Genomic DNA, 12,963 nt, shown 5'->3' with positions numbered 1-12,963 from the left:
GGGGGCCCGGGGGGAGATGGGGAAGCAGAACTCCCTATCCTCCCTATCCCCCCTATCCTCCCTATCCCCCCTATCCTCCCTATCCTCCCTATCCCCCCTATCCTCCCTATCCCCCCTATCCTCCCTATCCTCCCCATACCTTCCTAACGGCGATCGCCCTTAGACAAAATCGCCCGTTGTAATAATCAGGTTCCGGAACTCAGGATCGATGCCTTCCAGGAGAGCAACGACCACCGAGGTATCCTTAGCTAGAACGATAGTCGTGTCGCTGGGTGACTCTCCAAGGGGTGCAGAAATGAGCAACTCACTGACTTTTAGACCGCCAGTGAGAATAAACTTATCCTGTCCATCCTCAAAATCTGTAATGGTGGCAGTGACTCCGGGACGCAATACGAAGAAGTCCCTGCCTGCGTCTCCAGTATAAAGAACAACTTCCCCAGCAGCCCCATCGAGAGTATCGCTGCCGTCACCGCCAAGCATGGTATCATTCCCGTTTCCTCCCAGGATGAAGTCGTTGCCTGCATCTCCGGTAAGGACATCCTCCCCATCGCCACCGTTGATCAGATCCTCCCCATCGCCACCGTTGATAGTATCGGTACCGGCAGCGCCTAATATACTATCGTTTCCGGCATCGCCGTTGATCACGTTGCTCCCTCCGGTGGCAACAATGGTATCAGCACCTTCACCGCCGTTGATGGTGTCGTTACCAGTACCCCCGATGAGACTGTCGTTTTCGACGCCGCCATCGAGTAAATTTTCGCCGTCCCCAGCAATTAGAGTATCGTTGCCTTCATCGCCAACGAGGGTATCGTTGCCTGCTTCTCCCAATAAGAGGTCATTCTCCTCACCCCCGCTGATCTGGTCATTACCATCGCCGCCATAGAGGATATCTTGTGCTTCATTCCCCAATAGGGTGTCGTTGCCAATGCCGCCGAGTAAACTATCGTCTTCGGCACCGCCTTCTAGGAAGTCATTGCCCTCATCGCCTAAGAGGGTATCACTGCCCTCGTTGCCAATTACGGTATCGTTGCCTGCTTCTCCAAATAATAAATCCAACCCGGCTTCGCCTAGGAGGGTATCATTTCCAGTGCCACCAAACAGGGTATCGTTTCCTAAATCCCCGGAGAGGAAATCTTCATCGGCTTCTCCAAATAACAGGTCCTCCCCTTTGCCACCAAAGAGGGTATCGAGCCCTACACCGCCGCGCAGGGTATCGCGGCCCTGGTTGCCAAAGAGGTTGTCATCCCCTTCTTGTCCACTGAGTTGATCGTTGCCTTCACCGCCATAGATGCTATCGTTGCCTGCACCGCCTATTACGGTATCGTTACCGAGGTCCCCAAAGAGCAGATCGTTGTCGCCATCCCCAAAGATTTGATCGTTGTCTTGTCCCCCATAGATGGTATCAGCACCGTCACCCCCAGCGAGGGTATCATCTCCTTGATTGCCGAAGATTGCGTCATTCCCATCGTTGCCGAAGACGGTATCATTGCCTTCACCACCATAGAGAGCTTCGTTGCCATCTCCACCAAAGAGTTGGTCGTTCCCCTTATCCCCGTAGAGTTGGTCGTCCCCGCTTTCGCCGTAGAGGGTATCGTCATCTTGGCCGCCGTAGAGGGTATCGTTAGCGCTACCGCCATTGAGGATGTCATTCCCGCCATTGCCAAAGATGATGTCGTTACCGGCTTCCCCGATCACATTATCTTCACCGGATCCAGCATAGACGATCTCATCTCCGTCGCCACCAGAAATGGTGTCGTTGTTGATGCCGCCCCGAATGAGATCGTTGCCGCCACCGCCTTCAAAAATATTGAATCCGGACTCACTGTTAAGGGTATCGTTACCCTCATCTCCGGAGAGAAAATTGTTTCCGGGTCCTGCATCGAGGAAGTCTTCCCCTTGACCCCCGAAGAGGGTATCGTTCCCTTCTTCCCCCAAGAGTTGATCGTTACCTGCGTTCCCAAATAGGACATCCTCCGCAAGGCGACCAAAGATTTGGTCGTTCCCGGCATTACCAAAAATTGTGTCGTTGCCAACGGATCCAAAAATGCTATCGTCGCCGACGCTGCCTTGGAGGGCGTTGGGAAAATTGAATCCCACAATATTACTACCTGTAGCACGGGCGGCAACGACTAAACTCCAGTAATGGTTAGCGTTAAAGGTTCCCGTATCGTTTTCTTGAAAGAAATAGCCAACGCCGATATTATCAACTCCGGGTTTGAGGAGGGTCTCTCGCTGTCCGGGATCGTTGAACCAATTTTCAACAACTTGCTCTGGGGTGGGAAGGGCCGCCGCGATATTCTCTTGGAAGTTATTAAAGCGGTATCCCACTGCTGCCAACCGGCTGACTGTTGTGGAGCCATCTGAGCCGGTGAGACTAAAAAAGTCGTTTTCCGCCATATCTTCGGCATGGATTTGGGCGGCTCGATTCAACTGAGAATCAAGGGCCACGGGCGGCAAATTGGCGAGGGCGCGTCGTTGATTGACTAGCGCTACAACCTGATTGATAAATTCAGAGTTGGTTGTCATCTCATTTTTCTCCTTTGGGCTTGCTTGCCTTATAATCCATCAAATCATAATGGCGCGTTTTCTATAGAAATGCCAAAGGAGAATGGCTGGAGTGAGTGGGGTTCTAAAAGGACCAACAAAGCTGGGAGTCGGAGGGGACCTCGGGAATCAAAGGGGGATTTGCTAGGGTTTCTAATTGCTGCAAGAGTTGGCTTTCAATGGGTACGGTTGCCAAAATTTCGGGTTTGAGATCTCCCCATTTTTTGCCGGATTGGGTCCGATATCGAATTAAAGAATGGGGGATTTCTTTGGAGATGAAGACGCGGGGACAGTCGAGTTGTCCTAATAAGCGGGCATGGCGATAGTGGGGCGATCGCATGAGTGCACGATCTAACCGTTGGGCGATCGCTTCCGGTGGCTCCTGGGCCTCGTCCAGTAACAACAGATAATGGGCAACGGGTTGGGTCACGGGGACGAGTGTTTTGAAGAAGGTGGTTTCTAAGGATAAGTCTTGGAGGACGGTTTTGATAAAGGTTTCGGAGAGCTTTTCCCCGACTAAATCGCTGATGCTGCGATCGCGTCCGAGGAATTCTAAACAGGGGGTTTTTTGGTAAAAATGGCTGACTCGAATGCGATCGCCAATCCGATATCGATACAGCCCACCTTTCTGAGAAATAATCAGGGTATATTCTTCCCCCTGTTTAATCTCATGGAGTTTATAAATCTGTCCCTTATCAGCCTCAAATTCAAAAAACACTTCATTGAGCAGGGGTACAAATCCCTGGGCTGCAATTAAGGGAATGGTCATCGGCGCTTCTGTTGCCAGCAATCCTTTCCCCTGTACCATCACCCCGGGAAAAAGTTTTCGCAGAAATTCTGCCTGTTCCCGAGAGTGACTACTATCCCAACAGGAAATCAGTTTCAGTTTCGGCCAGATTTGGGTCCAGGGAATCGGGGAGGACATCAACTGTTGAGCGCGCTGGCGAGAGATTTTTTGACCTAATTTCTCTAACAGTGACTCCCGATGGGTTTCGATATAATCCAACAGCACTTTCAGAAAGCTCGGACTCCAAATTGAAATCGCTTCTAAGCGCTCTTCGCATAACAGTTCCAGACTCAACTGTTCTTTAAATTCATCGGGGTCTTGTAGGTGTTTCAGTCTAGGCGGTGCGACTAAGACTAAACTCAGTAAAGCCCTCAACCACCCATCTAAATACTCCGAATCATCCGCAAGTCCGCCTGCAATTTGTGTGAGAGCTTGCGGGTCTTTCAGTTGAGGCGAAATACAAAAATAAAATTTCCCGGACTCAAATTTAGGTCCATGCTGAATCAGATCATGCACCCACACACAAAACATTGAGTTAAAGCTAGAACGTAAGGATTGGGTGTAGGGAATCGATTTAGCTGGTCCCCGACTTCCGGAGGTTTTTTCATAAAATAAAATTGGTTCCGGGGTCAGAGACTTTCCCGGCAATGGATTTGTTTTACCCGAGTTATTGACTTTCAATTGAGGGGGGCACTCAGGGGGTTCAATCCAGTTTTGAATGTCCTCATAGTTGACGACGGGTATCTGATTCCATTGCTCATTTAATGAGGTATTATGAGCAGCACTTAAATTCAGGGATTTCCCATAGTCACTGCTTAGAAAATTTCGATAAATTTCTTGTTGGACGGACCGCTGAGACCTCCGAGGGTTTTTTAAAGCTTGGGAAAATTTATAGGCATATAACCCAAGCAAAAAAGAAAAGAGTTGGATAATAGGACGCATCATGGTTATCTGATTACAATCGGCTGAATTAATAATTAGAAAGAAGGGGGGAAGCAAAAGGCGAGGGTAGGTTTTGTGTGACTCCAGGGAATATTGCTTGGCTCAAGTAGCAAAAAGCAAAGCCGCTCTTGAATAATTATTTATACAGCCTAATTTATTTAAGATCCGCCTTTTATAAAATTTACTGGGTAGAATAATGCCGGGGATTGACTTTAGTATTAGGATAAAGATGGGTGGCTATGGGAAGATAAGCACCATCGGCGATGGAGACTCCGGGTCCGAAATGGGTCCCGGAACCGACAAACACATCATTGCCAATTTTGACGGCTTTTACATACAATATTAAATTGTTATGTTTCGGTTTAATTACATGACTGTAAATTCCAACTCGATGACCGACAATCGTGCGATCGCCTACTTCCAATAATCCGCGATCGGCTATTTCTAAAATCGGCATCCAATAAATACCTCGGCCAATTTTTGCCCCCCAGAATCTCAACCACAAGGAAAATGCACCGGGAATCAGCCTTAAGGCGGATTCAAGGGCAGGAAATGTAATATAGATAGTTTGAATTTGATGACTTCCCCACCAAGGAGAATAATCTCGACCTTTTAAATAGGAAATTCCTTCTTTGAGGGGATAAAAATACTGGTGTATCCGATAAATAATGACCGGAAATCCATACAGAGAAAAGAGTAAGGCGAGAATCCCTAAAATTCCCGGAGAGAGACAAATCCAGAGCAAGGATGCTGCCGTCATTCCCATGACGATCGCCGGAAAAAAGGAAAGAATCAAACTGAGTAAGGTCATTGAATTTGAGTGTATTAATTAAATTGGAATCAAACTATCCGATTAAAACGGCCAGATTAACTTTTGAGCTAAGGTTAAATTTGTGTAAATTCCTAAAGCATTAGGGGCCGTATTACTATCATAATTTGTGCCATGCAAGCGGTCCCAGAGTTTTAAATTGGCACCATAATTGACGCCACCAGACTCCCTAGCATGATGCCAAGCATGATCCATCGGTAAAATCAACCAAGGGGAAAGCAGGCGATGCAACATTGTTCCCGGTAAGGGTTCGATTTCACTATGCCGCCATAAATCTAAAATCGCGGTCAAACTTACCCCAATAGTATAAGCAGTTGCGTCTGAAAGCCAATAAATAAATAGGGCATGAATCCAGAGATAAATAATGAAAAAACTGGTCCATAAAGTATTGCGAGAGGTGCCGAGAACTTGCCGTTCGGTCATGGTATGATGAACCAGATGCAACCCCCACAACCAGCGACTATGAAGTAGGCGATGATTCCAGTAATACAGGTAATCCACCCCGATAAAACTTAGGCAAAAGGCCAGGAGAGGATGTAAATTTAAAATTCCGCGACTCTCCGGGAAAAAATGCTGATAAACTTGATAAATTAGGAGCAGTTGCAAAGCTGGAATTAAAATGCCTTGAAAACATAAGCCGACTCCATCTAAAAGCCAATCTTCTCCAGATTTTTTCTTTAAATTTTCCCACTGTTTTGTTCTGGAAAGGGTTAAAATTAACAGGGTCACAAATGCGATAAAAATTGCCATAAATTATACCAATAACTAGAATATCTTAAACCCAAAAGCTAATGGTCACAGTTTTGAAAGGAAGTAATCTCGGGTCTTCCCCGGCTGAAATGGCCTTGCGAATGGATTCGACAAAGACATGAATTGTATCTGCTGGAGTATTGGCAAATTGAGTCCCATATTTCTCAATCACCTCTTGCTGAATCCCTAAAATTTCCACATCTTGCTTAATAATATATTGGGCAGTCCAGCGCACAAAAGGGCGAGCAATCTTATTCCAAATGCCATAATTAAAGGTTACATCGGTATAAACTAAAGTCGAATCTTCTGCCTCGGGAATCGACTGACTGGTAATACAAAACCTGCGGTTTTCTCCAAACTTATATTCGACACTGGTAACATTTGGCATGGAAAAACAGTCTGTATGGTAAATTTCCCCGCCTTGAGGATTCAAAAACCGGGAATACCATCCCAAATTGGTGGTTTCATTTCGATAAGTGACAAACACTCCCCCTTGCCGTCGTTCCACGGTCATTTCTAACTGTTTTTGCTGCGGTTTGCGAAAGACGCCAGGATGTACTGAGGCGGTGTGCGGAATATCAATAAAGTTTTCTGCACAATTGGTGACATTGTTGCGAAATCGGTTAATTACGCGCACAGTTTCCCATCCGGATTTGCCGTAATAAGGCATGGGAAAAGGGTCAACATTGAGAGTGGGATTATTTGCTAACCGGACATAAATATACCCGTCTTTTTCTTGAGTTGCATAAGAATGAGTGCGACGAGAAGCAAGGCTTTTAAACTGTTTTCCTTCCGCAGGAACTGCTACCACTTGACCCGATTTATCATAAACCCATCCATGATAGGGACAATGCAGAGTGCCATCGCAGACTTTGCCCCGAGAGAGACGACTATTACGGTGCATACAGCGATCGCGTAATGCCACTACCTTCCCCTGCTCATCTCGAAAAATAGCCAACCATTCCCCCAAAATCGTGCGCGAAAGCACGTCTTTGGGTTTCAGTTGCTCGCTGAGGGCCACCACATACCAAAAGTCTTCAAATCCCATTTTAGTTAGTCCTCAAAAGGGGCGATCGCAATATCATTCGTCACATCCACCTGACAAGCTAACCGCGCTTGAGGATTTCCCGGGGCTAAAATTTCTAAAACTTCCCGTTCCTCCAAATTAGGCGGTGGAATTTCTCCCTTAATCAAACATAAACAAGTCCCACAAATTCCGGTCCGACATCCAAACAAAATCGTTGAATTCTGCACGGTCAAATAATTAGCCAAATTCTCATGCTGAGGTAAAGCGATCGCTGGATAATTCGTTCCCGGAAATCTAACAAAACAACGCTTCATACAAACCCATCATTTTAACTATTTTTCCTCGTTCCTAGGCTTTGCCTAGGAATGCCCAATTGGAGGTTCTGCCTCCTTCTATCCAAAGTACAGAATATCCAAACTCCTATTCCCCCTCAACCCGAATTTTTGACCAAACTGAAGGCGTTAATCGCTCCACATATTTCATATACTCCACTAAGGGGCGATCTATACTCAACAAAGCATTGGGATTGTAGCGAATATTGTCATAAATCTTCCCATCTTCCCCCTTTAAAAATAAATAAAGCATTTTCGTACCTAACAATAAAATATAGGTAACTAACCACCCCCAAATTCCTGGACGACGGGCAGCTACATAAATATTTTGTACTTTAATTTTTCCGGGTTCCAGGGGAATATAAGCATAAATCATGTGCAATGGCGGAACAAATTTAACATTTTTCATGGTAGTTAATAGCCCCAAACAAGCATTCTGATATCTCATGCTATAGGCATAATTTCTCCCTAAAAAAATCCGTGCTAGTCGTTCTCGCCGGGTGGTATTTGGAAATTCCCCCGTGAGAGTAAAATCTATCAGACTACCGGATTCATTCTCCTGTAACGTTAGATTCATATTAATATTAACTTTATGCACCGTTTGCAGATGTTGGGCATCGATACCATTCATCATGCAAATGTGATGATGGCAGGTGCGTTCAAAGGGGCGATCGCGAACGGCAATCACCGTTTTTCCTTTGAGTTCATCGAATTCTGCTACCCCTTCTGGTGCAGTTGCATCGGGATAAACCCAAATCATTCCATATTTTTCCTCCGTGGCATAAGATTGTAATCGGGCTTTTTCAGGTATGCTGGATTGACAGGGAATATCCTGACAGTTTCCCTCCCCATCAAATGCCCAATGATGAAAATAACAGCGGATTAAATTCCCATCTACTTGCCCAATTCCTAAGTCAGTCCCAAGATGGGGACAATAAGCATCTAAAGCACGAACTTTGCCATCTTCTCCCCGAAATATGACAATTTGCTGCCCGCATACTTCCAAGGATTTAGGTTGATTTCGGGGCAGTTCTTCACTGGAACAAGCAATGTACCATCCTTTGGCAACTACATCCCAGTTATTAAAGATTTGCATCTCGGTTCGAGGTTGGGTATTTTTATTCTGCTGGAAATTCATGGAATTTTAAGGGGAATAAACTGGATAAATGTTAATGCAAAGCAACTTCCAATAAAGGACGCTGAGGATGGGTAAAAGGGGCAGCAAAACGCCGAGATAGAGATTTTTTCTGAGTGGCTAGATAGTGAGGAATCGAAGTCGCTGCCATAATGGACATTTCCCGGTTACTTTTCCAGGCATAGTCCACTTTTTCAAGATAGACTTGATAGGAAGCCCTGGCTTCTTGATGGGTTTGATAGCTGCGATGAAGTCCTTCAGTTTCCTGGGTAAAGCAATCCTGCATCATCTGTTTGGCATCGGAATCACTCATCCCAAAGACGGGCGATCGCAACAGTTCATAAATCGCTGAATAGAGGGCGGGGTCGTACCAAAATATCCCATTAATTGCTACAGAAAAATGAGCATGATCTTTCTGACATCCTCGCAAACCCAGGTTAGCGACAAAGCTCTCGAATGGGGTCGGCTTTTTCAAACAGGTTACTACTTCATGGGATAATAGGGTTGAACTATTAAAATGAAAGCTTTCATCTAAAAAATGATAATAAGAAATTTTAGCGGGAATTGGGGCATTTTCTTTGTTAGGATGATTTTGATAATATTGGCTTAACTTATGCTGGACCAATTTTCCATTTAAGGTTCGCACTCCCCGCACGGTAAAATACTGACAAGCTAAAAAGGTATTCCCGGAGGAAAGCATTCCAAAGCAACGGAGTTGTAATTGTTTCCACCAAGTTTTAAGGGCGTTGGTATCGGCGTGAACCATTGTTTCTGTGTAAGGTCCGCGCATGGGATAGGTGAAGATTCGTTTGCCAAATAAGGCGGCTTCTACTTGTTCTGAAATAGTTTTAAAAGCATGAATATGCGCCCTTTCTTGGGCGGATTCGAGGTCGAGCATATCGCAGACTAACCGGAAGTCTTCCTGAGCATAAAGTCCAGCAGCACTGGTTTGATTAAACAGGATTGTGGCAATTTCTGCGGAGATGATTTGGGAGTAGTAAGCAACCCAGTAGAGGTGATTGAGGATGAGGCGTTGACTGGGGGTGGATTGGTCCCAAAGGGGGGTTCCGTAGAGAATGGAAAATTCTTCGGGGTTCCAGTATTCCTGTTCGCACTCTGGATATGAGAAGGCACTGGCAGCTTGGTCAATGGATGCGGTTTGGTCCTGTTGTTTATTCCGCTGATAGTTGAGTTGGAGTTTACGGTAGATTTTTTCGTTTTCTAGGAGGATATTGGGTTTGGGTTCGTTGAAAATGTTGTTCATAATGAGGATGAATTGGGGAGGGGGATAACGACTGAAGTCCTTAGCACGAACACTGGATAAGTTTTATTAAAAGACGCATTGTTCTGGGGGATAGGGGGTGAATGACCCTCTTTCTTCAAGGTGATTGATGATAGAATGGGTGGGGTCGGAGCGGAGGAGCGATCGCAGGAGTTGGAGACGACTGGCGCTGTGGGTTTCGGTGTCTAATTCTTGGAAGATTTTGATTTGTTGGGGACGGGATAAATCCCCTTTGACTTGCGCGATCGCCTGAACGACTCGCTGGGGTCCGACTTGGACCATTTGCAAAAATGAGGTGAGGGTTTCGACGATCGCACTCTGGGATTGCGGGGTGAGGGGGTGGCGATCGCACAAGGTGACGCCGGTACTGTGATGTCGCGCTTCGGCATCGAGAAATCCGCGAAACATCTGGGTTAATTCGCGATCGCAACAATCGTTAGCGAGGTGGCGATAATGGCTAAGTCCCCATCCTTCTAACACCACCTGAATCACAAAAATTAAGACGCTTTTATCCTCCATCTCCACAATTTCAGCCAGTAATTCTAAAAAGCGATCGCGGGTTGCCACCGGGTCGTGATCGCCTAAAAATGGCCGAATTTGGGCTAAATGGGTGGCTTCATCCGCTGCAAATAACCCATACAGCATTCGTTCTTCTGTGGTTTCTGCCAGCATCACCATTTTCGCCATGTATCCCACTCCCGCCTTCTCTACAAAATAGGCTTCTTCTAGGAGTGCATTGCTACATAAATGTAAAATTTGCTGCTGTTCTTCCCTTGTGGCATCCTGAAAAATTTTCACCTGATCCAGGCCAAAGTAAGATGAATTCCAATAGGCTGGGGTGACTGCCTCCGGGACTGGCAATGAATTGCCGATTCGGCTTTTTAAAGCAGCAGAAAGAAGGCGATGCAATTTATCGCCTTCCGTAACATGAGGTAAGTCAAACCGCGCCGTGGTAAATAAAGATTGACTCATCGGTGACTCCGTGGCAACCATTCGATTATGGCTTAGTATAGCCCAGGTTTTTACCGGAGTTGCCGAGATTATGACAGATGATCAACTGTCTCCCAGGTTTCCCATTTGAGCGGTTTTTGTGTTTCTACTTGTTCGATAAACTCGATAATCGATTGATCGGCTATAGTCGGAGTTTTTAAATCAAATTTAATCGTTTCAAATACTTGAGTATCCCCTTTAGCAAAGTAATTCCCCACCCGCAAGGTGATCCACAGGACAATTCGATTAAATAGCCATCCCCACAAACCTGGTCGTTTCTCCGTAATGGCAATTGTTTGCCCTTCGGCTTTTCCATCCGCTTTGAGGCGGATACTAAACATAATATGAAAGTGCAAAAAGTCTGGCCCTACGGTCACGGTGCCGGTGCTGCCATACCAATAACACATTTTGTAGGTAATTTCATTTTGATACAGGGGACGAATCAGTTTGATAAACCAAGATTGGTCTCCCCCACGGGTAATGTTGCGAAAAACAATGGCGTTATTGTTGAGGATTTCTTTCTCGAATTTCACCTCAACGGGTAGGTTGTGAACTGTATTAAAATGATGGGCATCGATCGCATTAATCATCACTACATTGGGATGACAGTTTTTGCGGAAGCCTAATCCAAAGCCAGCATCACAGTCTTTCCCCGCCAGTTCGGGAACATAAGGCACGGGATGTCGGGGACTCTCGCCGGTCCAAACCCAGACTAAGCCATAGGTTTCAGCCGTGGGCCAAGACCGAACTTTGGCGGGAATCGTTCTATCTAGGCCCGGAGTTTCTACACATTGGCCCCGATTATCATATTTCCAATTGTGGAAAAAACAGCGCAATCCATTCCCGTCTACTTTGCCTTCAGCGAGGTGAGCGCCCATGTGGGGACAGTAGGCATCTAAGGCGACAACTTTGCCATCAGTTCCCCGATAAATTGCCAGGTTGCGACCTTGTAAGGTGATGGGTTTGACGTGACCAATTTTCAAGTCCTTAGACCGGATAGCCCAGTACCAACCTTCGATAAATCGTTCGGGATTATTAAAGGTTTTGGCTTGGCGAACAGTCTTTAAGCTTTTAGCTAAATCGGCCAGGGGTTGAGACTCGAATTGAAGCATTGAATTTCTTTTCCTTGAATAAAATTTAAAACGAGAATTGAGCTTTAATATCAATTAAACCAAATAAATTTAAGCAGGCAATTATTTGACTATTAGGGAGGGGCCGCCTCATCAATTTTCCCTAACTTTTCAGCATTTTACTGAGGAATCATCTGCCCTCAATGGCCCTAAAATGTGGGAATTTGGAATTAGTAATTTGCCTATAGATTTATTAAACCCGATGGACCACCCAAAGGCGATCGCCGCCGCAGACAGTTCATAAACTGGCCCAGAACCCAGTCCCCTACCCGGTTTCACTTCTGTTATTGTGAATAAGCATAAATGAAAAGGAACGAGAAATAAGAGGGTCTCTATGGTTCAGATTAGCAAGAGTTTAAACGGTTCGGGAGTTCGTGGCGAACCCACGGCCCTAAATCAACCCCTTTCCCTGGGTACATTTTACTATCATAAAAAATTCCTTATCTCACCCGCTGGTCTGGAGAGATAGGGGAACAATGGATATGGCATGGAATAAGCATAAAGCTAGGTCAATAAGGGATTGGCATCCATTGTTTTGTTTTTATTATATTGAAAGCAAAAAATTTCTTCGCGATCGCGCCATACAACGGATTGAACTTGGGACTCGGAAATGGTAAACCAACCACTGTCCAACAACCTAAACATTCCTTGGACAAATAGAGGATCGTTCATCATTGCAGTGTATTCTTGGAAAAGCGCGAGTTCTTGGTCCCAGGTCAACCCGGTGCGGTTCACGCGAAAGGCCGGTTCGATATCCAGCAACTCGCCGGTGCATCCATCATAAACTTCTATGAAATCATCCGGGGTGAACCCAAAGGTAGGCACTCCCTGGGGAAACAGTTCTTCAAACTCGTGATTTGGGACAGTGAGGTAAGCGTAATACATCAGCACCCTCCCAGGTGTACTGTATATGATAGTATCCGCGATCGCCGATACCTTTTATGACCTAGGAAATGCCAGAAAGTCATGGAATCTTGACATTAGGCTCCTGGGACGGCGATCGCTGATGACTTTTTATTACTTTTCCTGACCTAGCAAATCCGGACAGAAAAAAAATTTTTCCCACTCCTGGGGGAGATTGTTGCATTGGGCCTTGGTCATTGGTCATTGGTCATTGGTCATTGGTCATTGGTCAAGTGACAAAGGACAAAGGACAAAGGACAAAGGACAAAGGACAAAGGACAAAGGACAAAGGACAAAGGACAAAGGACAAAG

At 45.8% G+C, this 12,963-nt stretch carries 12 protein-coding genes; 1 reads left to right on the top strand and 11 read right to left on the bottom strand.

Going from position 1 to position 12,963, the window contains the following annotated elements; genetic code table 11:
- Positions 1 to 182: hypothetical protein (locus NG792_RS28445; protein ID WP_261237747.1), on the top strand; the 182-nt coding region annotated here is incomplete at its 5' end.
- On the opposite strand, the gene NG792_RS28440 is transcribed toward NG792_RS28445, so the two are convergent.
- The 11 genes from NG792_RS28440 to NG792_RS28390 all read right to left on the bottom strand — a co-directional run bounded on the left by NG792_RS28440 (position 160) and on the right by NG792_RS28390 (position 12,633).
- Positions 160 to 2,526, bottom strand: coding sequence for a CAP domain-containing protein (locus NG792_RS28440; protein WP_261197715.1), 2,367 nt, complete (start codon positions 2,524 to 2,526; stop codon positions 160 to 162). The two genes, NG792_RS28445 and NG792_RS28440, sit on opposite strands and share 23 nt — an antisense overlap.
- Positions 2,527 to 2,629: 103 nt before the next feature.
- A complete protein-coding gene (locus NG792_RS28435; RefSeq protein ID WP_261237746.1) occupies positions 2,630 to 4,276 on the bottom strand; it encodes a GH3 auxin-responsive promoter family protein in 1,647 nt (548 codons plus the stop codon).
- A 178-nt stretch (positions 4,277 to 4,454) separates the two neighbouring features.
- The gene (locus NG792_RS28430) at positions 4,455 to 5,084 is read right to left on the bottom strand and encodes an acyl transferase (RefSeq protein ID WP_261197713.1); all 630 of its coding nucleotides are present in this window, start codon (positions 5,082 to 5,084) and stop codon (positions 4,455 to 4,457) included.
- A 42-nt stretch (positions 5,085 to 5,126) separates the two neighbouring features.
- On the bottom strand, positions 5,127 to 5,852 hold the full coding sequence (locus NG792_RS28425; RefSeq protein WP_261197712.1) for a sterol desaturase family protein: 726 nt from the start codon (positions 5,850 to 5,852) through the stop codon (positions 5,127 to 5,129).
- Positions 5,853 to 5,877: 25 nt separating this feature from the next.
- Positions 5,878 to 6,900: an aromatic ring-hydroxylating dioxygenase subunit alpha gene (locus NG792_RS28420; RefSeq protein WP_261197711.1), complete on the bottom strand. Its 1,023-nt coding sequence runs from the start codon at positions 6,898 to 6,900 to the stop codon at positions 5,878 to 5,880.
- 5 nt (positions 6,901 to 6,905) lie between these two features.
- Positions 6,906 to 7,193, bottom strand: a complete 288-nt coding sequence (locus NG792_RS28415) for a 2Fe-2S iron-sulfur cluster binding domain-containing protein (protein ID WP_261197710.1) — start codon at positions 7,191 to 7,193, stop codon at positions 6,906 to 6,908.
- A 106-nt stretch (positions 7,194 to 7,299) separates the two neighbouring features.
- A complete protein-coding gene (locus tag NG792_RS28410) occupies positions 7,300 to 8,349 on the bottom strand; it encodes a Rieske 2Fe-2S domain-containing protein (protein ID WP_261237744.1) in 1,050 nt (349 codons plus the stop codon).
- Positions 8,350 to 8,380: 31 nt separating this feature from the next.
- The gene (locus tag NG792_RS28405) at positions 8,381 to 9,610 is read right to left on the bottom strand and encodes a P-aminobenzoate N-oxygenase AurF (RefSeq protein WP_261237743.1); all 1,230 of its coding nucleotides are present in this window, start codon (positions 9,608 to 9,610) and stop codon (positions 8,381 to 8,383) included.
- 66 nt (positions 9,611 to 9,676) lie between these two features.
- Positions 9,677 to 10,600, bottom strand: a complete 924-nt coding sequence (locus NG792_RS28400) for a ferritin-like domain-containing protein (RefSeq protein ID WP_261237742.1) — start codon at positions 10,598 to 10,600, stop codon at positions 9,677 to 9,679.
- 68 nt (positions 10,601 to 10,668) lie between these two features.
- Positions 10,669 to 11,730: an aromatic ring-hydroxylating dioxygenase subunit alpha gene (locus tag NG792_RS28395; protein WP_261197706.1), complete on the bottom strand. Its 1,062-nt coding sequence runs from the start codon at positions 11,728 to 11,730 to the stop codon at positions 10,669 to 10,671.
- A 522-nt stretch (positions 11,731 to 12,252) separates the two neighbouring features.
- On the bottom strand, positions 12,253 to 12,633 hold the full coding sequence (locus NG792_RS28390) for a hypothetical protein (RefSeq protein ID WP_261197705.1): 381 nt from the start codon (positions 12,631 to 12,633) through the stop codon (positions 12,253 to 12,255).
- Positions 12,634 to 12,963: the final 330 nt, after the last annotated feature.

Source organism: Laspinema olomoucense D3b, assembly GCF_025370785.1.
GTDB classification, from domain to species: domain Bacteria; phylum Cyanobacteriota; class Cyanobacteriia; order Cyanobacteriales; family Laspinemataceae; genus Laspinema; species Laspinema olomoucense.
Note: the sequence above shows the minus strand (reverse complement) of the source record. Positions and strands in the feature narration are given on the sequence as shown.